Annotated in this window: 19 protein-coding genes; 4 read left to right on the plus strand and 15 right to left on the minus strand. The window is 67.5% G+C overall.

What is annotated here, in order from left to right; genetic code table 11:
- Positions 1–61 precede the first annotated feature (61 nt).
- The 14 genes from AC5RWT_RS06535 to AC5RWT_RS06600 all read right to left on the minus strand — a co-directional run bounded on the left by AC5RWT_RS06535 (position 62) and on the right by AC5RWT_RS06600 (position 18,048).
- Positions 62–2,014 carry a DUF6541 family protein gene (locus tag AC5RWT_RS06535; protein ID WP_494079617.1) on the minus strand — a complete coding sequence of 651 codons (1,953 nt, stop codon included), beginning with the start codon at positions 2,012–2,014 and terminating at the stop codon, positions 62–64.
- Positions 2,015–2,377: 363 nt separating this feature from the next.
- On the minus strand, positions 2,378–3,166 hold the full coding sequence (locus AC5RWT_RS06540; protein ID WP_494079618.1) for an Fpg/Nei family DNA glycosylase: 789 nt from the start codon (positions 3,164–3,166) through the stop codon (positions 2,378–2,380).
- Complete coding sequence (locus AC5RWT_RS06545; RefSeq protein WP_494079619.1) at positions 3,159–8,009, minus strand: ATP-dependent helicase; 4,851 nt, start codon at positions 8,007–8,009, stop codon at positions 3,159–3,161. Before AC5RWT_RS06545 ends, AC5RWT_RS06540 begins: the two co-directional genes overlap by 8 nt.
- A gap of 64 nt (positions 8,010–8,073) precedes the next feature.
- Entirely contained in the window at positions 8,074–8,739 is a 666-nt protein-coding gene (locus tag AC5RWT_RS06550; RefSeq protein WP_494079620.1) for a DUF4232 domain-containing protein, read from the minus strand.
- A 103-nt stretch (positions 8,740–8,842) separates the two neighbouring features.
- Positions 8,843–9,571 (minus strand): YcnI family protein, encoded by a 729-nt coding sequence (locus AC5RWT_RS06555; protein WP_494079621.1) that lies wholly within the window; start codon positions 9,569–9,571, stop codon positions 8,843–8,845.
- Positions 9,572–9,643: 72 nt separating this feature from the next.
- The gene (locus AC5RWT_RS06560) at positions 9,644–10,252 is read right to left on the minus strand and encodes a hypothetical protein (RefSeq protein WP_494079622.1); all 609 of its coding nucleotides are present in this window, start codon (positions 10,250–10,252) and stop codon (positions 9,644–9,646) included.
- A gap of 2 nt (positions 10,253–10,254) precedes the next feature.
- A complete protein-coding gene (locus tag AC5RWT_RS06565; protein WP_494079623.1) occupies positions 10,255–10,722 on the minus strand; it encodes a 23S rRNA (pseudouridine(1915)-N(3))-methyltransferase RlmH in 468 nt (155 codons plus the stop codon).
- Positions 10,719–11,561 carry a thioesterase family protein gene (locus tag AC5RWT_RS06570; protein ID WP_494079624.1) on the minus strand — a complete coding sequence of 281 codons (843 nt, stop codon included), beginning with the start codon at positions 11,559–11,561 and terminating at the stop codon, positions 10,719–10,721. Before AC5RWT_RS06570 ends, AC5RWT_RS06565 begins: the two co-directional genes overlap by 4 nt.
- Before the next feature lie 68 nt (positions 11,562–11,629).
- Positions 11,630–13,198: a hypothetical protein gene (locus AC5RWT_RS06575; protein ID WP_494079625.1), complete on the minus strand. Its 1,569-nt coding sequence runs from the start codon at positions 13,196–13,198 to the stop codon at positions 11,630–11,632.
- A gap of 8 nt (positions 13,199–13,206) precedes the next feature.
- Complete coding sequence (locus AC5RWT_RS06580) at positions 13,207–15,639, minus strand: transglycosylase domain-containing protein (RefSeq protein ID WP_494079626.1); 2,433 nt, start codon at positions 15,637–15,639, stop codon at positions 13,207–13,209.
- Positions 15,640–15,943: 304 nt separating this feature from the next.
- Positions 15,944–16,945, minus strand: coding sequence for an HAAS signaling domain-containing protein (locus AC5RWT_RS06585; RefSeq protein WP_494079627.1), 1,002 nt, complete (start codon positions 16,943–16,945; stop codon positions 15,944–15,946).
- On the minus strand, positions 16,942–17,289 hold the full coding sequence (locus AC5RWT_RS06590; protein WP_494045061.1) for a PadR family transcriptional regulator: 348 nt from the start codon (positions 17,287–17,289) through the stop codon (positions 16,942–16,944). Before AC5RWT_RS06590 ends, AC5RWT_RS06585 begins: the two co-directional genes overlap by 4 nt.
- A gap of 152 nt (positions 17,290–17,441) precedes the next feature.
- Positions 17,442–17,651: a hypothetical protein gene (locus AC5RWT_RS06595; RefSeq protein ID WP_493951967.1), complete on the minus strand. Its 210-nt coding sequence runs from the start codon at positions 17,649–17,651 to the stop codon at positions 17,442–17,444.
- A gap of 40 nt (positions 17,652–17,691) precedes the next feature.
- Positions 17,692–18,048 carry an SLAC1 family transporter gene (locus tag AC5RWT_RS06600; RefSeq protein WP_494079628.1) on the minus strand — a complete coding sequence of 119 codons (357 nt, stop codon included), beginning with the start codon at positions 18,046–18,048 and terminating at the stop codon, positions 17,692–17,694.
- A gap of 359 nt (positions 18,049–18,407) precedes the next feature.
- Between AC5RWT_RS06600 and AC5RWT_RS06605 the strand changes: the two genes are divergently transcribed.
- The 3 genes from AC5RWT_RS06605 (at position 18,408) to AC5RWT_RS06615 (ending at position 24,677) form a co-directional block, all read left to right on the plus strand.
- The gene (locus AC5RWT_RS06605) at positions 18,408–21,542 is read left to right on the plus strand and encodes a Pls/PosA family non-ribosomal peptide synthetase (RefSeq protein ID WP_494079629.1); all 3,135 of its coding nucleotides are present in this window, start codon (positions 18,408–18,410) and stop codon (positions 21,540–21,542) included.
- Positions 21,543–22,247: 705 nt separating this feature from the next.
- The gene (locus AC5RWT_RS06610) at positions 22,248–23,876 is read left to right on the plus strand and encodes a sensor histidine kinase (protein ID WP_494079630.1); all 1,629 of its coding nucleotides are present in this window, start codon (positions 22,248–22,250) and stop codon (positions 23,874–23,876) included.
- 54 nt (positions 23,877–23,930) lie between these two features.
- Entirely contained in the window at positions 23,931–24,677 is a 747-nt protein-coding gene (locus AC5RWT_RS06615) for a response regulator transcription factor (RefSeq protein ID WP_494079631.1), read from the plus strand.
- Between the two features lie 84 nt (positions 24,678–24,761).
- Here the strand turns inward: AC5RWT_RS06615 and AC5RWT_RS06620 are convergent, their stop codons facing one another.
- Positions 24,762–25,058 (minus strand): rhodanese-like domain-containing protein, encoded by a 297-nt coding sequence (locus tag AC5RWT_RS06620; protein WP_494079632.1) that lies wholly within the window; start codon positions 25,056–25,058, stop codon positions 24,762–24,764.
- 758 nt (positions 25,059–25,816) lie between these two features.
- Between AC5RWT_RS06620 and AC5RWT_RS06625 the strand changes: the two genes are divergently transcribed.
- The coding region (locus tag AC5RWT_RS06625; RefSeq protein ID WP_494079633.1) for a M20/M25/M40 family metallo-hydrolase at positions 25,817–26,543 on the plus strand (727 nt) is incomplete at its 3' end.

Here is a 26,543-nt window from a genome sequence, read left to right on the forward strand (position 1 = left end):
CGGCACTGCTCGGTGACGGAACCGACACGGCGAACCGGCTCCGTGACGGAACCGGCACGGTTCAGGGGCAGCCGGTGATCTGATAGAGCTTCGCGTCACCTTCGGAGTCCACCAGTTTGAAACCGTTGGCCTCGGTCAGCTCCTGCAAACCGGGTACCGAAGATTTCTCGCCCGGGTGGACGGAGCGGTTGCCGAAGTCCAGCACGAACTGCACATTTTGTGCCTTCACGGCCGGGCAGACCGCCGGATCGGTCCGCATCTCGTCCAGCTTGTCCATGATGAGCTTGCCGTCCACGCTGGGGGACGTGGTTCCCGAGGGGACCAGCGCGCGACGTCCGGTGTAGGCGTAGGAGAGCGAGGCTCCTGTCAGCGGATCGCCGGCGATCACCGCACCTTCGGGAACCCGGTCAGGAAGCCGCTTGATCAGCGCGAGTTCATCGAGGGTGAGCAACTGCGATCTGTCCGAAAACCGATACTTGGCGGCGGCCTCGGAGATGCCGCGCTGCACCGCAAACATCGGGACCACCGCCAGACTGATCACCACCAGCACTCCGGTCCCGGCGGGGCGGATCCATGCGGGCTGCTTCTTCTCGCGGCGGGCCAGCGAGGCACGGAAGAAGGAGCGCGCCGTCCCTGCCAGCGCGACGCCGCCAATGGAGGCAATCAGCAGTCCGGCCACCGGAAGCATGGCGCTGATGCGGAAGAAATCGTTGTACCAGATGCCGGCCACCCACCAGCGCAGGCCGGGCATCGCCTGCCAGTTGCCGATCACGTACAGGGCGGCGCCTACGGCATACATGCCCAGCGCAAAGCGGTTTTTGCGCAGATTGAAGACGACGGCGGCGCCCACGATGGTCAAGACGGTCGCCAGGATGGAGATGGGCCGGTCGAGCGGCGAATTCAGCACCACCTCGACCAGGGCCGACGCCGCATTGCCCATGTTGTCCCAGTTGGTGCTGCTGCTGCGGGCAGGGCGCAGGGTGATCCACAGCACCACCAGCACCACAAGAAAGGCGCCGCTGCTCACCCAGGCACGCAACCGCCGTCGTTGTTCTGGGGCGCGCAGTGCCGGGTAGGCGGCCGCGATGACCGGCGGCACGGAGAGCGCCAGCAGTCCCATGATCGTGGCCGGATGGGACAGCGCCATGCCCGGCAGCAGCCCGAGCAGCAGCAGCACGTTGCCTTCGGTGGACACGCGGGTGTGCACGCCCAGACGGAGCAGCTGGAACACCACGCCCAAGGCGGCCGGAAGCATGGCGATGGAGAGCATGAATGGATAGACGACGCCGAATTCGAGCAGCAGGTAAGGGAAGCTGCTGTAGGAGAGCGAGACCACCGCAGCGACCAGCAGCGGCATGGTGCGCTCGCCGGTGATGCGGCTGACCATGAACAGGCAGCCGGTGCTCCAGATGCCCGTGATCAGCACCAGATTGGTGATGTTGATGGCGGCCGCTGGCTGCAGCCCGGCGGTGATCATCACCAGCGAGACCACGTCGTGCCAGCCAGCCGGGTAGAACACGCCCCGGTCTGTGGTGCCCAGGTAGCCCAGCGTCAGCGAGGAGGCGTTGCCCGAGTCGGAAATGTAGCGCAGCGCGTTGAGATGGAAGATGTTGTCGTGCGACTGCGCAATGTTGTCCGGGGCACCGAAGATGAAGATCATGGCTGCGGCCAGCGGCACCGCCGAGACCGCCCAGGCCAGCGCGACCGAGCGCCAGGGCGCCGGGAGGTTCGGCGTCTCGGGGTCCCGGTGCAGGCGGTGGCCCAGACTGCGGCGGAGCAGCCAGAGGATGGCGGCGACCAGGACGGTGACGGCCAACAGCTGCGGCCAGGCCCACCGCAGGCCGACCAGGCGCCCGAGTTCGGCGGCGAGCACGATGGCGGTGACGCCAAACGGGCCGGCCAGTGCCACCAGCGACAGCCGGCGCAAGCCGAGCACGGCGCCCCACAGCAAGCCGGGGCCGAAGACGAGGACGATGGCTACCAGCACCGCCGGAATCGTCTGCAGCCAGCTCATGGGCCCCCTTCGTTTCTTGTCGTCTCCATATTACGGTTCGTACTGCGCGGCCGACGCCCTGACGGGCCGCACGGCCCTTCGCGGGCCTTCGCCGGGCCGGGCAGCTCCATGAGGTCGGGGGCGCCCTGTGGCCGGAGTGGATCCGCGAGGTGGCAGTTTCGTGAGGTCGGGGGAACGCGCCGAGATATCCCCTTGCAACCCCCGGTCTGGACGCCATGTGGTGATCTCGGCATGAAGTCTTGGGTCGTGGAGGGTGATCTCGCCGGCAGCCCCTGACCTGGGCGCCGAGGGGCGCTGAGGTACTGCCCACGGGGGAGCCGAGGGGCCGCCACACCGCCCGCCAAGGTCGCCGGGCCAGCGCAATCAGGAAGCAAGCGGCTGGCAGTGCGGGCAGAAATAGACGTCGCGCTGGTCGGCGTCGGTATTGCCTTGAAGATCGTGGGCAATCGGGGTGCCGCAGCGTCCGCATGGACGGCGGGCCCGGCCGTAGACCCAGAACGATTCGCGGCGGGCGGGCGAGCCGGTGGTGCTGCGGCTGCCGCGATCCTTGTTGACCTCCAGCAGTTGCTTGGACTTCAGCACCATGGCCGGGAGATCCGGCACCTGGCCCACCGGGGTGTACGGGTGCACGCGGGCGATGAAACAGACCTCGCAGCGGTAGACGTTGCCGATCCCGGCGAGGTTGCGCTGGTCGAGCAGGGCCAGCCCGATCGGGCGGTCGGGCTCCTGGCGAAGCCGCCGCAGGGCTTCGTCGGCGTCCCAGTCCGGGCCCAGCAGGTCCGGGCCGAGATGCCCCACCAGCGTGTCCTCGTCGGCCCGCGGCACCACGTCCAGCGCGGCCAGCGCGAAGCCGACCGCCGTCGTCGGGCTGGTGGAGAGGATGAGGCGGGCCTGGAAAGCGGGTTTCCGCCAGCGCTCGCCGGGCTGGTAGACCTGCCAGCTGCCGTCCATGCCCAGATGCGAATGCACGGTCAGCGCGCCGATCCGCATCAGCAGGTGCTTGCCGCGGGACCGGATCTCGTCCACGGTCTGCCCGGACAGGTCCAGCGTGGCGTAGCGCGGCACCCGGAAGTCGCTGCCGGTGAGCTCCTGCCCGGCCAGCGCCGCGTGCAAGCGCTTGGCTGCCCGCCAGACGGTGTCACCCTCAGGCACGGAACCTCAGTCCCCGCGGCGTGGAGTAGAAACCGGCGTCCATCAGCGCCCGGGCCAGCGGCGTGTCCAGGATCGGGCCGCCGTTGACCTTTTCCACCGCCATCTTGTCCGCGGCGCCGCGCCGGATCACCTGCACCAAGGCTCGGCCGCACAAGGCCAGCAACTCCTCGTCCTCGGTGAAGGCCAGCAGCGTTTTGCCGCCGCGTTCGGAATATAGTGCCAGCTCGCCGTCCACCAGCACCACCAGGGCGCCCGCCTTGCGCCCCGGCCGGTGGCCGGACTCCTGCGCCGGCCACGCCAGGGCCGCGCCGTAGGGGTTGGCCGGATCGGTTGCGGCCAACGCCACGGCCGACGGCGCCTGCTCGCCCAGCTGCGCGTCGCGGCTAAAGGAACGCAGCCGGTCAACCGTGGGGGAGACGGCGAACTGGGCGGCCCCCAGATGTTCGATGAAGTAGCCGCGGCGGCAGCGACCGGTCTCCTCCAGCTTGCCCAGCACCTTGTACATCAGGCCGAAGCCGCCGGGCACCGATTCGGCGGCCACCGAGCCGCGCGTGACCACGCCGTAGCGGTCCAGCAACAGCTCGGCGGTGGCGTGTGCCCGCACGGTGGGGTCGGTCTCCGGTACAGGCAGCAGCGACCAGCGGCCGGCTGCATTCGGCGGCGCGGGCCGGGGCCGGCCCACGCCGGCGCCCGCGGCGGCCCCAGTTCCCGGACGCAGGCCGGCGCCGCTCAGTCCGTGCATGCGTCCGATCCGTCCCAGTCGCGCCGACCGGGCCCGCGGCGGCGCGTTGCGCTGCCGGTGGGCCGTGGTGCCGCCGGCTAGCAGCGTGCGCACCGGGGCGAAGGTGTCGTTGGTGATCCGGCCGGCCCAGAGTAAGTCCCACAGAGCGCTGACGACGGCGTCGTCCCCCGGCTGGGTGCCGTTGGCCGCCAGCACATCGGCGAGCTGCCGGAAGAAGTAGGCGCCGCCGTAGCCGCCGGCGCCGGAGAGCGCGCTCAGCAATTCGTACTGCAGCACGCTGGGCTCGAAATCGGACTGTGGATTCAGCGTCAGCGGCGCGGTGTCGGCCAGATGCAGGCTGATCCAGCCGTCGTTGCCGGGCATCGAGCCCGCGCCGGCGATCAGGATTTCGCCGGTGGCGGTCAGCTCGTCCAGCATGGCGGGCGCGTAGTCGGACACACGCGACGCCAGGATGAGCGGTTCCCACGCCGACGCGGGGATGGGGACCCCGGAGAGCTGGTCCACCACCGTGACCACGCCGTCCAGTCCCCGCAGCTTGGCCCCGACGTTCTGCCAGGCCGGGAGGAACCGGCCGTAGGTGGCGGGGTCCACCGGTTCGACTTCCCGGCGCAGCGCCGCCAGCGACCGGCGGCGGATCTTGCGCAGTACCTCCACATCGCACCACTCGGTCTGGCGCTGGCCGTGCGCGCCGGTCGAAGCCCGCTCTCCGCCCAAGGTGCCGCCGTCGTCAGCATCCGGCGCACCTCCGGGGCGGAATTCGCCTTCCACCACGCGGCCGTCCTTGAGCAGTCGCTGCAACGCGGTAAGCACGACGGCGGGGCCCAGCCCCAGCCGGCGGGCGCACTCGGCGGCGGTGAACGGCCCGTGGGTGCGGGCGTAGCGGCTGACCAGGTCGCCGAGCGGGTCGGCCACCGGCTCGATGAAAGCCAGCGGCACGCCCACCGGCAGCGGGACTCCGAGGGCATCGCGCAGCCGGGCGGCGTCCTCCACCGCGGCCCAGCGCTCGACGCCGGCCACGCCCACCTTCAGGGCGCGGTTGGCCTTGGCCAGTTCGGCCAGCAGGGGTTCGACCTCGCTGCTCGATGGAGGCGCGCCAGCGCCGAGTAGAGACCCGTCCGTCGCTTCGGCGGGCTGGACGCGGGCGGCGATCTCCGCCGTCGTGAGCGGTCCCAGCAGGCGCAGCAGGTCCGCGATGCCTTCCGCGCCCTTGACCTTGCGGTCCTCGGTGAGCCGCTGCAGTTCCTGCTCGGTCTGGGCGATGATGCCCTCGTCCAGCAGTTCGCGCAGTTCGGCGCGGCCCAGCAGATCGTTGAGCAGGCCCGGGTCAAGGGAGAGCGCGGCGGCCCGGCGTTCGGCCAGCGGGGAGTCGCCCTCGTAGAGGAAGCTCGCCACGTAGCCGAAGAGCAGCGAACGCGCGAACGGCGAGGGCTGCTGCGTAGTGGTCTCCACCAGACGCAGCTCGCGGCGTTCGATGCCGGCGGCAATGTCCTTGAGCGCGGGCAGGTCGTAGACATCCTGCAGGCACTCGCGCACCGTCTCCAGGATGATCGGAAACGTCGGATACTTGCGTGCCACGTCCAGCAGCTGGGCGGAGCGCTGGCGCTGCTGCCAGAGCGGGCTCCGCTTGCCCGGGTTCTGCCGCGGCAGCAGCAGCGCACGGGCGGCGCATTCGCGGAAGCGCGAGGCGAAAAGCGCCGATCCGCCCACCTCCGCGGTGACAATCTGGTCCAGCTCCTCGGGGTCGAAGAGGAACAGCTCCGCGCCGGGCGGCTCGTCCTCCATCATCGGCACACGCAGCACAATGCCGTCGTCGGCGGCCATCGCGGAGCCGTCCAGGCCGTATCGCTGATGCAACCGCGCGCCGACGGCCAGCGCCCACGGAGCGTGGACCGGCATGCCGAACGGGCTGTGCAGCACCACCCGCCAGTCGCCGAGCTCGTCATGGAACCGCTCCACCACCAGCGTGCGGTCGTTGGGAACGTCGTTGGTGGCCTGCTGCTGCTCGGTCAGGTAGGCCAGCAGGTTCCCCGCGGCCCAATCGTCCAGCCCGGCGCCGGCCAGCCGCTCGCGCGCCGGTTCCTCCGCGGTGCCGGATAGTTCGCGGACAAAACGGCCCAGCGCCCGCCCCAGCTCCACCGGCCGGCCCAGCGAATCGCCCTTCCAGAACGGGAGCTTGCCCGGCTGCCCGAAGGCCGGCGAGACCAGCACCCGGTCGTAGGTGATGTCCTCGATCCGCCAGCTGGTCGCGCCCAACGCGAAGACGTCGCCCACGCGGGACTCGTAGACCATCTCCTCGTCCAGCTCGCCCACCCGCCGGCCGCCGCGGTTCTTCTCGTCCTCGGACCCCACCAGGTAGACGCCGAACAGCCCGCGGTCCGGAATGGTCCCGCCGGAGGTCACGGCCAGCCGCTGCGCGCCCGGGCGGCCGGTGATGGTCCCGGCCAGCCGGTCCCACACAATGCGCGGCCGCAGTTCGGCGAACTCGTCGCTCGGGTAGCGCCCGGCCAGCAGGTCCAGCGTGGCCTCGTAGGCGGAGCGCGGCAGCGTGGCGAAGGGCGCGGATTTGCGCACGACGTCGAACCATTCCTCCACATCGACGGCACCGAGCGCTGTGGCGGCCACGGTCTGCTGGGCGAGGATGTCCAGCGGGTTGGCCGGGATGAACAGCGGCTCGATCCGGCCGGCGAGCATCCGCTCCACCGTGACGGTGGTGTTGACCAGGTCCTGCCGGTGTTTGGGGAACAGCACGCCCTGCGAGGTCTCGCCGACCTGGTGTCCGGCTCGGCCCACCCGCTGCAGGCCGCTCGCGACCGACTGGGGCGATTCCACCTGCACCACCAGGTCCACGGCGCCCATGTCGATGCCTAGTTCCAGGCTGGAGGTGGCCACCACGCAGCGCAGCCGGCCGGACTTGAGGTCGTCTTCGATCTCGGCGCGGGCCTCCTTGCTGACCGAGCCGTGGTGGGCGCGGGCAAGGATGGTGTCCGCGCCGGACATGGAACCGGCCTGCGCCATGATCTGGGCCGGCGGCTTGGTCTCGGTGGCGGTGACCGCCCCGGTACCGGGCTCCGGGCCCTGGCCGGGGGCAGCGTCCCAGACGTCGTCGCGGGCCAAGGACAGGGCCTGGCGTTCGCTCCAGATTTCGTTGAACCGGGCGGTGAGTCGTTCGGCCAGACGGCGGGAATTGGCGAAGACGATGGTGGACTGGTTCTCGGCGATCAGGTCGACGATCTTCTCTTCGACATGCGGCCAGATGGACGCGGGCTGTGCGCCCGGGCCCAGTTCCTCCTGGCTGGGCGAGGCCAGCGCCGTCATGTCCTCCACCGGAACGGTGACCGTCAGGTCCCACGACTTCTTGGCCGGCGGGGCGACAATCTCCACCGGTGCGTTGCCGCCCAAAAAGCGGGCCACGGTATCCAGCGGCTCCACCGTGGCGGAGAGGCCGATCCGCTGGGCCGGCCGCGTCAGCACCGCGTCCAGCCGTTCCAGCGTGAGGGCCAGGTGTGCGCCGCGTTTGGTCCCGGCCACGGCGTGGACTTCGTCGATGATCACGGTGTCCACCGAGGCAAGGGTCTCCCGTGCCTTGGACGTCAGCATCAGGAACAGCGATTCCGGAGTGGTAATCAGGATGTCCGGCGGATGCGTGAGCAGCCGGCGGCGCTCGTTGGCCGGAGTGTCGCCGGATCGGACGCCCACGGTGATGGACGGGGCGGGCAGTTCCAGCCGTTTGGCGGTTTGCGTGATGCCGATCAGCGGCGCGCGCAGGTTCCGTTCCACGTCCACGCCCAGCGCCTTCAGCGGCGAAATGTAGAGCACGCGGGTGCCCCGGGATTCCTGCCGGCCCCGGCCGCGCTTCGGCGCCGGTTCCGGGACGTCAAGCGGAAGCGCCGGCTCTGCCTCCGCAGTGGAGATGAAGGTGTCCAGCGCCCAGAGGAAGGCCGCCAACGTCTTGCCGGAACCGGTCGGAGCCACCACCAAGGCGTGGGAACCGGCGGAGATGGCGTTCCACGCGCCGGTCTGCGCGTCGGTGGGCGCACTGAAAGCACCGGCGAACCACTCGCGGGTCGCCGGGCTGAAGCGTTCGAGCACAGACGTCGTCATACCGATGGTTTGAGCCTAACGCCCGGCGCCGACGGCGTGCAGTTCCGCGCCGGCGGAAGTGCGGTTACGGAGCCTGGAACGTGCCCACCGTCATCAGCACCACCGAGTCATCCGAGCAGCCGACCGTCTCCTGCTCGGCGATCAGCGAATCCTTGCGGTTCGGCGGGTAGACCTTCACGCCCGCCACGTCCGTGAGCCCGCATTTCTCACCGTAGTTCTGCGCGTTGGTCTGGCGCAGCTGCGCCGCGGCGGTGCCGCCCGGCGCCACCGTGACGGTGACCGTCTTGGCGTCCGGGTCCCGATCGGCAGCGGCACCCACCTGCTTGCCCTCGGCATCGACGTAGGAGACACCCGGGTAGCCGGCCAGCGTGCAGGACTTGTCGCCGGTGTTGGTGAGCACCAGAGTGCGGTAGACGCTGCCGGCGGCGCCGCCGCCGGGCTCGGTTTCGATGGCGGCCGACAGCTGGCCGGCGCTGCAGGAACTGTTTTCGGCGTCGGCAGGGGCATTGCTGCTGGCCTCCGGCGACGCGGAGGCGCTCTCGATTCCCGCGGCGCTTTCGGTTTCGGGCGCCGGTGCCGAGGACGACGACGGCGATGCGCTGCCCGCCGGGCCGGCAGATGCCGGCGCGGTGCCGGCTCCCGGGCCCGATTGGCCGCAGCCGACCAGCAGCAGGGCGGAGCCAACGAAGAAGGCCGCGGCGGCCGGCCTCAGCCGGAAACGATTCATCATGCTCACATTAAACACCTCCGGCCGGCGGTCTGTCCGCAGCGGACATCCCACCGGCCGGCGGAGGCACTACATCTGGAAGGATCAGCCCTTCGTATCTGAAGGATCAGCCCTTCTTGCGCGTCCGGGCCAGCGCCGTCACGCCGGCCGCCAGGCCCAGCACGCCGGCACCCAGCCCGGCCCAGCCGGCCACCGCCGCCGACCCGGTGCTAGGCGCTCCGGTGCCCGACGCTTCGGCGGCCTGCGCACCGTCGGAGGCGCCGCCGTCGTGCCCTCCGTGGCTCTCGGTGGAGGCCTCGCCGATCACGAACGAGGGAGCCGGGGACTCCAGCTCATGCGGGTCCTGGCCCTCCGCCGGGATTTCGGCCCAGTTGGTCTCGCCCTGCTCGCAGGTCTGCCGGACGGGGAAGGCCAGGGTCTCGCCGGCGGACTCGGGCAGCAGCACCTGCAGCTGCAGCGTGTCGCGCAGCCCGTCGGCCACCGGTTCCTTGGCGGTGTACACAATTTGGCTGACCCGCTCGGTCACAGTCGCTCCGCTGGCCAGGGTCTTCGGCGCGTCGAGGGTTTCGCTGACCTTCTCCACGTCCCAGCTGGGGTGCACGGTGGGCGTGGCGTCTACCAGTTGGTCCGGCAGCGAGATGGCGATCTTGCTGGTCGGCGAGCCCTCGCAGCCGTGGGCGAAGGCGAAGGTCAGCACCGAGCTGCCGCCGGCGGCGTTGTCATCCGGGGTGACATGGACGTGCGCGGAGGCCGCGCCTGCGCCGAGGGCCAGCAGGCCGGCGGTGGCCCCGGCGGCGAGCGCGGTGCGGAGGGTAGTGCGGTGGATGGTTTTCACGAGGGTGCCTTTCAAGAGGCGCGGGCAGGTTGCGGCCACAGCGCCGGAAGAAGTGGGAATTCACAGCGGGCGTCAGCCCGGAAGCGGAGCATTCACCGGCAGCGGTGGTCCGCGCAGCGGCACCAGCGTGACCAGATAGGCGCTGTGCAGCGGCACGGGACCCTGGTCCGCGAGCGGCAAGGAAGCGGCGACGGGCGCCGAGGCGACGGCGGGCAGCTGGACCAGCGGACGCAGCCAAGCGGCCAGCGCCCACAGCGCAGCCTCGCCGCGGGCCAGCATTAGCGCGGTCAGGGCGGTTGCCAGCAGGTGTGCGGCCAGCATGCCCGGCGAATTTCCGGTGTGCGACTCGGCCACGCAGTCCAGCGCTACTGCCGCATGCCCGGCATGGCCCGCGTGGCCGGCATGTTCGGCCACTCCGGACGGCGCGCACTGGACCGTGCCGAACAGTTCAAAGGCCTGGTGCAAGGCCAGCTGTCCGCCGGCCAGTACCGCCAGGATGGTTGCCGGCGCCAGCCTGCGGGCGGCCAGGATCATCACGGGCAGCCAGGTCAGCATGGCCAGTGCCAGTACGACGGCGGGGTGCGGCAAGGTTCCGCCGGCGGCGGTATGCGCGGCGGCGGCGAGGCAGAGCACGGCGGCCGCGACCACGGCCGACCGGCCGAACCGCAGGGCGTTACCCATGATCATTCATGGTGGTAGGGCCGACCGCCGGCAATCTCCTGGGCGCGGTAGAGCTGCTCCATCACGATCAACCGGACCAGTTGGTGCGGAAAGACCAGTTTGGACAGGGACCAGACAAAGTCTGCGCGCCGGTGGATTGAGTCGTCCACGCCATACGCGCCGCCGATGATCAGCGTGACGTTGCGGGAACTGTCCAGCGGCTGCTGCAAGGTGCGCGCCAGCGTCGGGGAGTCGATGTTCTTGCCGCGCTCGTCCAGCAGGATCACGAAGTCGTTCGCGTGCTTGCCGGCGAGCTTGGCCAGCAGGGTCTCGGACTCCTCGCGCCGCGCGGCGTCATGCTCCCGGGAGGAATGCGGAATGGGCTGCCACGTGACGTCGAAGGGCTTTTTCATCCGCTTTTCGTAGCGGTCGATTCCCTCCGCCACCCACGACTCGTGCTTGCGTCCGATGGTGAGGATGCGCAGGCTCATCCGCCGGCTGCCGGGAACTTGCGGACCGTCAGGATTTGCGCGGCGCGGCCCACCGGACCCTGTTCGTCGAACAGTTCGGTGTCCGTCATGCCCACCCCGCCGGCGCCGAAGGTGACCCGGGTGTCCAGACCGGTCCATTCGCCGTGCGGTTGGCGGAAAAGGTGGATGGTCAGGTCCACGTTGGGGAACATGTACTCGCGCGGATCCTGCCGCACGGCCACGCCGTTCGCGGTGTCCACGATGCTAACGAAGCGGGCCAGCGGGTGGCTGTCCTCGTCCAGAACCAACGGGTGCAGCGGACGCGCCCACACCGTGCGGTTGCCGGGCCCTCCGTCGGCGACGGTGCGGAACTCGGTGGCGCGGATGAAGCCGCCGTCCCAGACGCTCTGCATCGGCGCCGGCGGGCAGCTCTCGGGGTGCGGCAAGACCGGATGCTCGGGGCCCGCGACGTCCGCGGTGTCGCCGGCCAGCAGCCGCCAGGCCTGCGCGCGGATGGCGGTGCGGCCCTGGGCCGTGAAGGTGGCCTCCAAGAGTTCGATGGTCCGGCCCGGACGAAGCACCCGGGTCTGGATCTCGAACTCGCCGCCGTGGATGATGCCCAGGATCTCGAAGTTGATCCGGCTCATCACCATCTCCGCGCGGGGATGGTTGCGCAGGAGTTCGTGGACCATCAGCCCGGAGGCCGGGGCCATGTGCTGTTCGTGGTCGTTCCAGGCACCTTGGGAGTGAAGCGTGGAATGGAAGCGCCCGCCGTCCAGACGGACGTAGTACGAGTCCGGGACCGCACCTCCATCGGCACCCAAGTGTTCAACGGCGGCGGTGGCAGTGGAATCGACCATGCCACCACTCTAACTACATCCGGACGGCCTAATGAGACGTCCGGACGCCGCGGCCTTAGCGATGAGACTCAGCGCTGGTCCTTTGGGCGGGGATCGGCCGGGGTGGCCGGGGCGGTTGGTTCGGCCGGGGCCGCCCAGTCCAGGATGCTCGGCACCTGGATCTCGGCGTCACAGTCCACGGGCTCGGGCTCTGCGGGCGGCTCCGGCGGATCCTCGTCCTCGTCTTCCGCTTCGTCCACGGCGTCCTGATAGTCCCGCTCCGCCTGGCGGTAGTCCTGCTCTGCTTCACGGTTGTCCGCTTTGCACTCGGCCAAAGCATCGCGGTAATCGTCCCGGGCGTTGTCCCGCCGCGCGAAGAATGCCGAACGTTCCGCCAGCGCCTGCTGGTAGACGGCATATTCGCCCCAGTACTCGTCCCACTGCGCCGCGATCTTGTCCCAGGCCCTGTTCACCTTCGCCACGGCGGCGGCATAGTCCTTGTACTCCTTCACCTCCGTCCGGTACTGGTCGTAGGCGGCCCAGTAGCCCAGCACGCTCTGCTGCCATTTTTCGACGCCGGCGGCCAGTTTCTCCTCCGCGGCATGAGTACGTTCCCGGTTGGCTGCCGCGGCGTCCTCGGCGTCGAAGGGCACCGGTGCCATGCCGGTGAAACTCCAGCCGCAGCCCGGGCCGGCGGGGTCATTGGCCAGCACCCTGACCTTGGCCGAGGTGGCGGGTTCGTCCGCCGGACTCTTGGGCGGCTTGGGCACCTTGCGGGCCTCCGGCATCAGCGGCCAGACGGGATAGCTCGGCTGAGCAGCCGGCTTGGCAGCCTTGACCTTCAGCGTGGGAGCCGGCATCGGCACGGCGCGGTCGCCGTCGTCGGCCGGTGCCTGCGGGGGTGAAACAGTGCGGATGGCCACCGTGCTGGTGCGGGTGAACGGCTTGTAGCCGTCCGTCGACCAGGGGGAGCGGGCGGCGTCCTCGGCGTCGGACTTCTGGTCGACGCAGACGCCCTCCAGTGTGCCGGCCAGTTCCTTGTCGAGTTGCCCGGCCAGTTTCCGCAGCTTAGCGTCCGCCTTGCCCACCACGAAGGTCAGCACATCCCCGCGCCGGAAGGTCACCGCCTGCATGGTGCGGCCGTCCTTGGTGGTGTAGTCCCGGTGCGCCTGGACGCCGGGAGTGTCCAGATCCTCGCCGTCGACGTCGAGCGAACTCCCGGCACAATCGGATGCGTTGTCCAGCATGTTCTCCATTGCTTCGGCGCCAAGGCCGGCGGTGTAGGCGGCGCTGATCACCTGCACGCCAACCTTGCCCACCTTGAACGAACGCGCCAGCGCAACGGTCGGCGCGTCCCCGATGTCGCACGAGTACGGCACCGGCAGCGCCACTCCGCGCTGCAGCGGGCCATCCGGCTTCCATTGTGCCGGCGGTTCCTCCAGCAGGGCGGTCAAGGACGTGGATGCCGGGCTGTCCGCAAGCACGGCGCTGATCGCCACCGGTGATGCGGCCTCGGCCACCGCCGGTGCTGGTTCGCGGGGGAGGACCATGGGCATGCCGGACAGCTGCAGTGCCGCCAGTCCGGAGGCGGTGACGGCAGCCAGGCAGAGCGCGCCGGCGGCCAGGGCAACAGCCGGATGCTTCTCGAAGATGGACATCGGGCCTCCTACGGCTGTCCGGGGACCGTGATGGCGGTGTTGCTGCCGGCACTGAGCGTGATGGTCACTTCCTGCCGGAAGGTCAGGCTGCTGCCCGGCGGTGCCGACTGTTTCGTTACCACGTTCTTGCCGATTCGCGGATTCGGCTTGGCCGTCTTCTCTCCGATCACGGGCACCAGGTTGTCGCGCAGTAGTACCGTAATGGCCTCGTTGACACCCAGCCCGCGGAGATCGGGCATCGACCGGGACGCGGCCACGCTGCTGGTCAGCGGATCGGCCTCCGGCATCGGCTCGGCCTGCAGGCCCTTGTGGAGGCCCTCCATCGTGTCCTTCCACACCGGGCCGGCCAGCTCGGAGCCGGTCAGGTCGCGGAAGGTCTTCCCGTACGCTTTCACCTTCTTCAGCGGGTGCTGCGCGCCGCCGCGCGGATCGCCCAGCCACACCGCCGTCGCATACTGCGGCGTGACGCCCACAATCCAGTTGGCGGCGAAGTCGTTGGTGGTGCCGGTCTTGGCGCCGGCCTTGCGGCCCTTCGGCATGCCCAGGGCGCCCAGGGTGCCGGCGGGGTTGAACGGTTCCTTGAGCGCGTCGGCTACCGTGGCCGCCACCGAGGGGTCGATGGCCTGGTGGCAGCCGGCCTCGGGCACCGGGATTTTCTCCCCGGTGTCGCTGCGGATGCCTTCGGTGATGGTGACCGGCCGGCAGAGCACCCCGCCGCTGACGAACGTGGAATAGGCGTTGGCCATCTCCAGCGGAGAGATCTCGTACGAGCCCAGCGCCAGCGACGCCTCCTTGCCGTGCAGTTTCTTGGTGGGGATAGTGGTGATGCCCAGCTTCTCGGCAAGCTCGGCCACTTCCTTCACGCCGGTACGCTCGATCAGCCGCACGAAGTAGACATTCACCGACGCGCGGACGGCCTGGTAGGCATCGATGTTGCCGTAGTTCTTGTTGCCGTAGTTGTGGAAACCGCCCGGCGGGTTGTCCAACCGGGAGTAGTAGGGGCCGTTGGCCAGCAGCTTCATCCGCGGCGAGATCCCCTGGGACAGCGCCGTGGCCAGGACAATCGGCTTCATCGCGGAACCCACTTGGAAGGGACTGTCGGCGAAGACCATTTCGGTCTTGCCTTTGCCCTCGCCCCACGCGCGATTCTGCACCACCGCGGCGATGTGCCCGGTACCGGGTTCGACGACGGCGGTGCCCAGCGCCGCGCGGTTCTTGTTGCCCATCGCTTTGCTCACCGCTTTTTGCGCCGCGGCCATCGCCTTGCGGTCCATCGCCGTCGTGAGGGTCATGCCGCCGCGGGAGAGCCGGTCCGCGCGTTCTTCCTGGGTCTTGCCGAAGGCCGGATCGGAGAGGATCTCGTCCCGGACCAGGTCGCAGTAAAACGGGTAGTCCGAGTCGGCGCAGCCGGACGGAACGGAGCCCGGGTCGAGGCCCAGCCCGCTCTGCCGTGCCGCTTCGGCCTCGCCTGGGGTGATCGCCCCGCGCCGCTGCAGCACGTTCAGCACGGTGTTGCGGCGGCCAAGCGCACGGTCCGGGTATTTCATCGGATCGTAGTAGACCGGCCCCTTGAGCAGGCCGACGAGAAGGGCCGACTGCGGCAGGTTGAGTTTGTCCGCCGTCGTGTTGAAGTAGATCCGGGCCGCGGCCTGGACTCCGTACGCGCGGTGGCCAAAGTAGACGGCGTTGACGTACATGTTCAGGATCTGGTCCTTGTCCAGCCGGTTTTCCAGCTGGACCGCGTACTTGGCCTCGCGAATTTTGGCGTTGTAAGTCTCACCCAGCGCCACGGACTGCTCGGTCTCGTCCCGCGCGTTGTTGACCAGAATGTTCTGCACCAGCTGCTGGGTGATGGTGGAGCCGCCTTGGCGCTCGCCGCCCACGGAGTTGGTGACCATGGCGCGGGTGACCCCCATCGGGTCCACTCCGTGGTGTTCGTAGAAGCGGGAATCCTCGGTGGACAGCAGGGTGTCCCGGAACGTCTCCGAGACATGGTCTAGGTCCACATCGATCCGGTTCTCACTGTAAAACCGGGCGAATTCCTTACCGTCCCTGTCCAGCAGGACCGTGTGCTGCGGTAAGGCGGTGTCCAACGGCAATTCGCCCGGCAGTTCCTCCCACAGATCCAGGACGGAGTCGGTGGCCGCCGAGAACGCTATCGCCCCCGGCGCGACCAGGGAGCCGGCGCTGAGTGCCACCACGGCGACTGCCCCGGCCCAGGCGGCGAAGCGCACCGCGGTGCCGCTCCGGCGTTCGGGTGGGGAAGGCGCCAGCATCTCGTCCAGCCACACCGTGTCTTTCCGGCGGCGCCACCACGGTTTCCGTGTGCTGCGCACCGGTGCGGGGTCCCGGTCAGGCGGCGCCGGCGCTCGCCGGGCAGACGCGGTCCGTGCCTCTTGGCTGGCGTCGTCGCCCTCCGGATCGCCCATTGATTCGTCCACCTGCGGTCCTCCGTCCCCCTGAGCAGGCCCCGGACGTCCCCCAACGTCACCGGTCCCAACCTGCCGACGAATTACCTCCCGGAAGCGGCTTGGTTCACGCCGCCGCGACCAGAGAGGTGGTCTTAGCGTACGGCTTATCCGCCGTGCCGCAACCCCTTTTCCGGGCGGTTCGTGATCGCTGCAGAAATGTGACAGAAGTTTTTTATTGTGACTGATGTGAAAGGGGCAATGGGGTCGAAAAACATTGACAGGACCGCTGCCTGGTACTAGGGCAGCGGCCCTGTTGACGAGGGTGGAGCGGTCGCTAGATGCGTTCCACCGGGCGAAGTGCTCGGGCCGCGCGGTAGGCCTTGACCGTCGCCAGCTGGTCCCACACGGTGACCGTCCAGATCAGTACGACGGCGATGCCCTGGTACCAGCCCGGCTCACCGCCGGAGCCCGTGAAGAGGGCTGGGTCGAGCACCTCCTGGCTGAGGAAAGCAATGGTCAAGAAGACGGCGAAGGCAACGTCGGCCACCATCATGGTGGCGAGCATCGCCGTCGACCATGTGCCGGAGGCCAACCGCCAGGTTTCGATCAGTGCGAACACCAGCAGGAAGCCGAGGTAGGCCGGAATCCAGCCGTCCCACAGGTCCGGGTTCAGGAATCCGCCGCCGTCGTTGAGGTGGCCCACGTAGAAGAAGGAGGTCGGGAGGAAGGGCACCAAAGCCATGAGGGCAAGGATCACCAGCGAGGCGATCGGCTCCGGCCGGGCGATCTCCCGGACCGGCCGCTCCCGGTCAAGGTCATCAACGGTCCACTCGGACCGAGCTACCGGTGCTGCCATCTGGGCCTTGTCCTGCTCCGGCAGAAGGCGTTCGGCCAGCGCCAGCAGGACGGTGACCACGGCAGTGCCGATCAGGACCGCCAGGATGGAGTTGCCGACCATCGCGCCGATCATGCCGCCGATCGCCGGCTCGGGAGTGGCCAGTGCATAGGCCAGGGCGTTCACGGCCAGGGCCGAGACCGCCACGATCGGCAGGAGCCAGGCCATCAGCCGGGTGAAGACAGGGAAAAGTTCGGGCCCGATCAGGTAGCGCGGCGAGTCGCTGTAGCGCAGGGCCAGGCGGGAGGGGTCGCCGAGTTCTTCAAGGGCCGCCCGCTCGGCCGCTTCGGCGGAGGCAGTCGACCCGTATTTATCCCCGGAGAGCCGCGCGTCGGCCATGTCGGACAAGGTGGCCGTGATCTCGCGGGCAATATCCGCCCGGTTGCTTTCGGGCAGGCGGCGCACCACCTGCGCGACATATTTTTCGGTCAGGGAACTCATGCTGAATCGTCCTTCCACAGTGTGGTCAGGCTTCTGGTGAGGTCGGCCCATTCGTCGCGCAGTGAATCGGCCATCTGGCTACCGAGGTCGGTCAGCGTGTAGTACTTGCGCGGACGGGCCTCGTCGGTGTTCCACTCGGCTTTGAGCAGTCCTTGTTTTTCCAGGCGCCGCAGCAGCGGGTAGAGGGTGTTCGCCTCGATTTGGAAACCGGCGTCGGCGAGGGTGCTGAGCAGTGCATAGCCGTAACGAGGAGTCCGGCAGGCCGCCAAACTCGCCAGGACGATGGTGCCGCGCCGCAGTTCCTGCTCATGCGTGGCGAGGGTGGCGGCGTCGTCGGAATCCATGCATCACACCATAGTGTGTGACACACAGTAATGCAATGGATCGGCCCTTAGTAGTCGTTCCTGTGGGGCAGAGCAGTTGCCGCCCTGATCCCGCAACAATAACCCCGCCGGCCGTGACTGCTGGCGGAACCTCTTGTCCGCGGTTGTGGCTGCTAGACCGCCCGCTGATGAACGGACACAGAGCCGTCGGCCGGCACTTCGATCGGTTGACCAACTCCCTGCAGGTAAACCACGAACCCCTTGCCGTCCTCGGTCCGGCGAAAAGCAGCCAGGGCACCGACGTACTCGTCCCCGTTGGCTTTAGTCACCGAAACGATCCGGCCTATAGTGGTCGGCTTTAACGTCTTGGCTGGGTCGGCCACGTTCTTACCTCCTGTACCCGCGGACATTTATGGACCAAGGCTACGCCCGCTGCGGCCGGATCAACGTGTGCCAGAGGTTGCGGCACATGGCAGCGAAGACCAGCAGCCAGACGGCGCAGGCAACCCAAAGCCAGGCGGCACCAATGGCGCCGACAATGGGTAGAAGGTCGGCCTGCCCCAACGTGAGGCAGGCGACCGCATACATGCCGCAGGGGAAAACAATGCTCCACCAGGTCGCCTCATAGTGCAGCGGCACTTTCCGAACCGCATGCCGCCAGAAACCCGCGGCGATTAGCGGTGGAATCAGCCAGGCTGAGCGAAGATGACCCTTGCGGGCCTTCCCGTTTCGTTGCTGCGCTTTGCCTGACCGTACGGGTACGGGTACGGGTTTGCACAAGGCAGCTCAACGAGCATGCCTCACAGCACATTCACAGTTCCGCCACAGTCGACGGTGCAGCCATGACGAGTAAACTTGAAAGAGCCCACCGTTCCCCATCATCGTGAGGCTGCAACTCCGGCAGCCGGACCCCCCGCGCAATCCGCGGCGCCGGTTCGGCCGAGCCTTCCCCAACTCATTCCTCTGCCACAACCCCTATGGACGAACAGCAGACACTAGGGCCGACTGCCGGTCCTGGATAATCCCCGTTGTCTTGCTGACCGCCCCGATCCTCACGATCCGCACCCAAAGTCGCAGCTTCATGGGTTCATGGCGGAGAGAAGCTTGCTCACAAATCTGGCCTCTAAGGAGTTTTGTCAGTGAAAAAGCTCGTGGACGACCTGCAGGAAGCTCCCCGTTCCACAACTGCGACGAATTCTCCGGTTCCCGCTGCGCCCGCGGCTCCGGCGGGGAACGGCTCTCCAGGCATGCCGGCCCCGGGTGTGGTCGCTGACCTGGAGCGCCGGCTGTCGGGCATTCTCGCATCGGTGGTGAAAAAGGACGACGTTCCTGTTGCCGCCGACTTTTTCCAGGACCTGGGTGCGGACTCGCTGGTCATGGCGCAGTTCTGCGCCCGTGTGCGCAAGCAGCCGGACCTGCCGTCGGTGTCGATTAAGGACATCTACCAGCACAGCACGATCTCGGCGTTGGCCGCTGCCCTGGCGCCGGCGCAAGAGGCACCGGCGCCGCAGATGCAGCTGCAAGTCCGGCTGGCCGAGGTGCTGTCCGGTGTGCTCGGCGGCAAGCCGGTTCCGGTGGATAGTCACTTCTTCCAGGACCTGGGTGCGGACTCGCTGGTCATGGCGCAGTTCTGCGCCCGTGTGCGCAAGCAGCCGGACCTGCCGTCGGCGTCGATCAAGGACATCTACCAGCACCCCACGATCTCCGCGTTGGCCGCTGCCCTGGCACCGGCGCAAGAGGCACCGGCGCCGCAGATGCAGCTGCAAGTCCGGCTGGCCGAGGTGCTGTCCGGTGTGCTCGGCGGCAAGCCCGTTCCGGTGGATAGCCACTTCTTCCAGGACCTGGGTGCGGACTCGCTGGTGATGGCGCAGTTCTGCGCCCGTGTGCGCAAGCAGCCGGACCTGCCGAAGGTGTCCATGAAAGAGATCTACGGTAATCCGAATATCTCGGCACTCGCCGCGGCCCTGCAGGTTCCCCCGCAGCAGGACAAGCGCGAGGAACCTTCGCCAGCCGTGGCGTCCGTGCCGGAGACAACGCTGCCGATGGACGCGCGGACGTGGGAGTACATAACGTGTGGCGCTTTGCAGACGCTCGTCTATCTCGGCTACTGCTTGGCTGCCGGCCTTATGACGGTCGTGTGGTACCAGTGGGTGTTGCCGGCCGCAGGGCCTGGCAACCACGAATGGTTGGAGCAGGGCATGAGCTTCCTGGAAATCTACCTGCGTTCGACCGCCTACGCAGCGGTGGTATTCGTGGCCCTCTGCATCCTGCCCATTGCGGCGAAGTGGATCATCGTCGGACGCTTCCGTCCCCAGGAGATCCGCATTTGGAGCCTCGCCTACTTCCGCTTCTGGCTGGTAAAGACCTTGATGCGCACCTCGCCCCTCGCGCTGATGACCGGTACCCCGCTGACGACCTTTTACCTACGGGCCATGGGCGCGAAGGTAGGCCGCAACGTCACGATCCTGACCAACCGACTGACGGTCTGCACCGACTTGCTCACCATCGGGGAGGGGACGGTGATCCGCAAGGACGTGCTCGCCAACGGCTACCGCGCCCACAGCGGCGTCATCCAGCTCGGTGCGGTGACGCTCGGCCGCGGTGTCACCATCAGCGAGGGCAGCGTCCTGGACATCGACACGTCAATGGGAGACGACTCGCAGTTGGGCCACCGCTCCTCCTTGTACACCGGCCAAGCCGTGCCTGCCGGCGAGCATTGGCACGGTTCCCCGGGCAGGCGTACAGACGTGGACTACAGCAGGGTCGAACGGACCCCCTACCGTCCGTGGCGCCGGGGATTGTTTGCCACGACCCAGCTCATCGCCGCGCTCGGACTGGGCCGCATACTGGTGGGGCAGGCGGTCATCCTGTTCGTTCTGGCGGATCCGAATGTGGCGGCGCTGTTGGAGACGCAGGCTTGGGCGTTTACCAGCTGGATCTTCTACGGCGACGCTCTTTTCTACGCCGGCCTGGCCGTCTTTGGCGGGACGATCGTGGGGCTGCTCCTGATCACGACCGTGCCGAGGGTGCCCCAGCTCGCATTGAAGCCGGACACGGTGTATCCGATGTTCGGGCTGAGGCATGCCGCCGAGCGGGCGGTGGCGAGGATGACCAACAGCCGCATGCTTCCATCGTTGTTCGGCGATAGCTCATACGTCGTGAACTACGTGCGGGCCCTCGGCTACAAGCAGGGCACGGTCCAGCAGACCGGATCGAACCTGGGCACGATGTTCAAACACGACAATCCGTTCCTGTCGGAGATCGGCACCGGAACCATGATCGCCGATGGGGTGTCGTTCATGAACGCCGACTATTCGGCGACTTCGTTCAGGCTCAGCCGGACGCCGGTCGGCGCGCGCAACTTCCTGGGCAACTTCGTGCTCTACCCGGCCGAAGCCAAGACCGGGGACAACTGCCTGCTGGCGACCAAGGTCATGGTTCCCATCGACGGACCGCTCCGCCACGACGTGGGCTTGCTCGGTTCACCACCGTTCGAAATTCCACGCTCGGTCCTGCGGGACGCCGTTCCCGAGGAGCATGCGGACCGCGCCAAATTCCGCCGTGACCTCGCGGCCAAGAACAGGCACAATCTGCGTTCGATGGCCCTCTTGATGCTTGTCCGCTGGGTCCTCGCGTCGCTTGCAATACTGGTGTCGTTTGCCGGCCTCGAACTGTCGGACCAATTTGGTTTCCTCGCCCTCAGCGGATCGTTCGTCGTAATGCTCGTTGTTGGCGTGCTGGCCCCCGTCGGCCTCCAGCACCTCGTGCTCGGGACCCGGCGACTGAAGCCTCAGCTCTGCTCCATCTATCACCCCTACTTCTGGTGGCACGAGCGGTACTGGAAGCTGCAGGCCAATAGCCGATACATGTCGATCCTGAACGGGACCCCCTTCAAGCCGCTGGTATGGCGTCTGCTAGGCGTGCGGATTGGATCCCGGGTGTTCGACGACGGCTGCGCAATCCCCGAGCGGACACTGGTGACGATCGGCTCCCGCTGCACACTGAACGGCGGCACCCTTATCCAGTCCCACTCCCAAGAGGACGGGATGTTCAAATCCGACTACGACGTCCTCGGCGACGACGTCACGCTCGGGGTCGGGGCACTGGTCCACTACGGCGTAACCATCGAAGACCGCGTCGTCGTCGCCGCCGACTCCTTCGTGATGAAGGGATCAACGCTCACCCAGGGCTCCCTGTGGGGTGGCAACCCGGCCCAAGAGGTCCGTGCCGCCACCACGTCCACCACCGCCGCTCTGGAAAGGCCTCTTTCATGAGGTCCTTTAAGCAGCTGGCCGCACAATCCAGCGAAGTAAAGCTCCGGGTCGGCTGAAGGTGCCTTGGGCACTCTTAGCCGACCCGGGACAACATCATTCAACCGAAGGCGGGTCTCATTCTGTGGAATACGACCGTGCGTATCCGATAGCGCCCCAATCTGCGATCACCGGTAGCCGTAACGCCACCTAAGCGACATTATCCGCACCGGCCGAGCCGTTAGAAGCTACATCCAGCACGGATCAGATGCTTCGCACGGCCGGTGACTGGCGCTCAGGCTGCAAGCGGTAGAGCGCGCTGTTAGCCGTCGACAGCTGAATCACAGGTTGGCCACAGCTTCTCACAACAGAGCGCCCCCATGATGGGTGCAGGCGACCTTATGGCCCTCGGCGAATGACTTCGAGCCCCATCGCAAAGGACACCCATGAAGGCAGACAACCAGTCGGCCGGCCGCGTTCCGGCATTCCGAGCAGTTTCCGTGGTTCGTCCTGGCCGCGGCTGTGGTGACCGTCGTGTTGGCCTCGCCGGTAGTCCTGTGGTTCACGCGGATAGAAGCAATGGTTTTCCGACTGCTGGGGTCGCTGTGACCATTCCGGCACCGCTGCCGCGCAGGTACTATTCGAGACAGGCCGCAGGTGAACGGCTGATTGTTTCGCAGCCGGGCCACGTCCTACCAGTTTAACGACGACCTGTGAGAGAAACAGCCGATGCGGAATGTCAAGGTACCGCCCTTCCCGCCGACGGCACCGCAGCTGGCCCCGACCGGGTCATACCAGGAGGCGTGGTCCTGGGCGGGAGCCAACACCGGCGGGTCGGTGGCTGGATCCGGCGAAACGCAGCGTCGGGGACGCGGCCCACATCGGGGCAGCCCGCTCAATTCCTGGCCGCTGCGCGCCAAACTTCTGCTGGCCACGCTGACTTTGCTGGCCATCATGTCCGCAACAGTGGGTGTTGTCGGGTACGGGGTCATGAGTGTTTATCTGACAGGTCAGTTAAATCAGCAGCTTGAGGAAGCCTCGAACCGCGCCATCCGCTTCGGGATGCTATTTCGCGGAGCACCCGAGGCGGACTCCCGAGACCTGCTGAACATTCCCGCACAGGGAGCCGGCACCCTTAACGCCCGTATCCGGGATGGCGAGGTCAGGCGCGCCGCGCTGCTCACCGCAGACGGACGCAGGCAGGATCTGCCTGCGGCGGACATTGCAATCCTCACCACCTTGGCGGTAAATGCGCCGCCGACTGACCACCCGCTCTCTGTCGGCGAATACCGTCTGGTTGCCGACAGAGACCCGGAAGACGGGAGCACCATCGTTACCGGACTGCCCCTGGCGGGCATGGAGAACACTCTGGCTTCCCTGACGGCCACGACCGTGATCGTGTCCGGCGCTGGGCTGCTCGCCACGGGGCTGCTGGGCATGGTCATCATCCGACGGACGTTGCGTCCCTTGGAGGACCTGTCCGCCGTCGCCACCCAGGTATCGGAGCTTCCGCTGGATAAGGGCGAAGTGGCCCTGGCCGTACGTATTCCACCGGATGCGGCCCTTCCGGTGACGGAGGTGGGCCGGGTGGGTCAGGCATTCAACCTCATGCTTGACAATGTCGCCAGCGCCCTTGCGGCGCGCCAGCAGAGCGAAACCCACGTCCGGCAGTTTGTGGCCGACGCCAGCCACGAGCTCCGGACGCCGCTGGCCTCGATCCGGGGATACTCCGAGCTGCTCCGGCTCACGGAGACGCTCAGCCCGGACGGCCGGCTGTCCTTGGAAAGAGTCGAGTCCGAGTCCAGGCGGATGACGTCCCTGGTCGAGGACCTGCTGCTGCTGGCGCGACTGGATGAGGGCCATCGGCCGCAGGAAAGCGAGGTCGATCTGACCCAGGTCGTGATCGAATCCGTCAGTGACGCTCAGATCACCGCTCCCGCCCATTCCTGGCGGCTGGAACTGCCCGAAATGCCGGTTACCGTGCGCGGCGACGAGGGCCAGCTCCGGCAGGCGCTCATCAACCTGCTGACCAACGCGCACCGGCACACCGATCCCGGAACCTCAGTGGTGACCTCACTGTCCCAGGAACCGGGCGGCGGCGCCGTCGTCACCGTCGCCGACAATGGACGCGGCATCACGCCCGATTTCATCGACCGGATCTTTGCACGCTTTACCAGGCCGGATGCGGCCCGCTCGGGCGGAACGCACGGGCTAGGTCTCTCGATCGCGGCGGCCATTGTCGCTGCGCACGGTGGTCGCATTGGCGTGCGCAGCAGGCCGGGTGAAACCGAATTCACCATCCGCCTTCCCGGTCCCGAACCGGGTCCCCGGCCCACAACCCTGGCGGATACCCCCTGAACAGGCCGGCGCTCTTGGCCGACATCCGGAACCACGACGGTGAAAGGCATGCACATGAACGAGAACCCCACACACTCCTTTGTGGACAGCCTCCCCCGGCTGCGGCACCCGGATGGAATGCCGATACGCGCACTCGTAGTGGATGATGAGGCAAGTCTCGCCGAGTTGGTCAGCCTCGGCCTGCGGATGGTCGGCTGGGACGTGTCCGTTGCGGCCGATGGCGACGCGGCGATCCGCCTCGCCCGCGAACGCCGCCCCGATGTCCTGGTGCTCGATGTCATGATGCCCGGTATCGACGGAGTCGAGGCGCTCGGCCGGATCCGTGCCTTCGCACCGGACGTGCCCGCGCTGTTCCTCACCGCCAGGGATGCAGTGCCTGACCGGATCGCAGGTCTGGCCGCCGGAGCTGACGACTACGTCACAAAGCCCTTCAGCCTGGAAGAGGTGATGCTCCGGCTGCACCGGCTCGTCCAGCGATCTGGCGCAGCCGCGGCGAACAGCTCGACGCTGGTGGTCGGAGATCTGACCCTGAATCTGGATACCCGGGAAGTCATCCGCGCCGGGGAAGATCTCCAGCTCACCACCACCCAGTTCGAACTGCTCCGGTTCCTCATGGAGAATCCCCGCCGCGTGGTGAGCAAGGCGCAGATTCTGAACCGGGTCTGGGACTACGACTTCGGCGGCCAGGCCAACGTTGTGGAACTGTACATTTCCTACCTTCGCAAGAAGATCGACGTCGACCGTGAGCCGATGATTCACACCGTCCGCGGTGCCGGCTACGTCATCAAACCGGCTAACTGACTCCGGCGTCGGCCCTGTATCTGCCTCCTTCGATACGAAATCCGGCGCGGTTCTATGGGGGTGAATCTAGCGCAGGCAAGTAATTTAGTCGGACTGCTTGCGCAGTACTGCCCAAGCTTGGAAACCGCCGATAAGGTCGGTCGCCCGGGTCAGCCCCAGCCGTTGCAGGGTGTGTGCAGCGAGGCTGGAGCTGTAGCCCTCATTGCAGACGACCACGATCCGCCGAGCGGGGTCGTCAGCGATCGGGAGCCGGTGGGGGCTGGAAGGATCGAGCCGCCACTCGAGAACGTTTCGGTCAATGACGACCGCTCCCGGAAGATCACCGTCGCGGTCTCGCTGATCGACCGGCCGTGTGTCAACAACAAGGGCGCCCGCTGCCATCTCCCGCTCAAGATCCGAAGCGTGAACACGCTCGAGCCCGATGCGGCTCTCAAGTAGTAATTGGTTGATCGTCAGAGTCCTGGAGAATCGCTGGGATCTAAACTGCGTGGGCAGGTCGCGGCGCCGTCGTCGGAGATAGGACACTGCTTCACCGTTTTCCTCGCTTTGCCTGCTGATCGGTCGGTCAATCCACTATGAAGCGAAATGATGAGCTACTTGAGTCGTCAATTCAAGGGTGTGGAGGGAGTCAGGCCAACGGAAGATGCGATCGAGACTCCAGGGTGGGCACCGCCACCTAGGGTTCTTTGGTGACTCCAATACCCCACGAAGCTGTACGGGCAATATTCCGGCCAGCCTCAAGCAACCGCCCGTCTCGCGACGTATGCGCCGTTATCGGCCGTAGTGGCTGTTTCCGGGCATCGGAAGACAGTTCCAGGTCGTTCTAAGGCACCTTACTACGGGTTTAGCGTGGCTGCAGGCGCAAGCCGAAGTAACGAAACATCAGCAGGGAGCCCCTCACCTATGAGCCTTTCCCGCCGTCGCTGCCGTCCTGTTCCATAGCTATTTCACAGTTTGGCCACAGTAGGGTCTTATGGCCCGGCCCGACAGTGGAGGTATTGCAAGCAACCCTGTTAGATCCCATCGTCGCACCATGGTGGAACAACGGCTCCGGCCGCCGGTTCCACTGCGGAATCGACCGCGGCCGGGTCTGCCAGACAAGCGACCTGCGTCCAGGACGCAGGATTGGGGGAGTCAACATGCGACGTGCAGAATCCGTTCCGCAGCGTTTCCAGAACCATCCTCACCACACCCGGCTGTGGACCGTTGCGTTATGCGCGGCACTGGTCTGCGGCGTTGCAGCATGTTCGGACGAGCCGCGGCCGCCTGTGCAGGTGGATGCCCCGCCGGACCCGTCTTTCGTGCGTGAGGTAGTAAAGCCCAGTGGGCTGAAGCGGCACTTGGAGGCGCTGCAGGCGGCGGCGGACGCGAACGGTGGGAACCGGGCCGACGCCACCGGGGGCTATGAGGCATCCGCAGAGTACATCGAGGAGCAGTTGCGTGCGGCGGGGTATGAGCCGCGGCGGCAGGAGTTCAGCTACGGTCGGCGCAACCCCGTGGACGCGTTCAACATCCTGGCCGACACCGGCACCGGCGGCGGCTCGGGGAGCGTGCTGGTGCTCGGCGCGCACCTGGACTCGGTCGAGGAAGGGCCCGGACTCAACGACAACGGCAGCGGGGTCGCCGCGGTGCTGGAGGTCGCGCTGCGGCTCGCGGAGCAGGGCGCCGTGCCGCGGGATCGGATCCGGTTCGCGTTCTGGGGCGGAGAGGAAGACGGGCTACACGGCTCGGAACACTACGTCGAGGAACTCTCCCGCGCGGAGGCCGCCGAGCACGTCGCGTACTTGAACGTCGATGTGGTGGGCTCGCCGAACGCGGTGGCGTTCGTGTACGACGGCGACGGCTCGGACAGCGAGGAGGCCGGGC

This window comes from Arthrobacter sp. Dra40 (assembly GCF_059091905.1).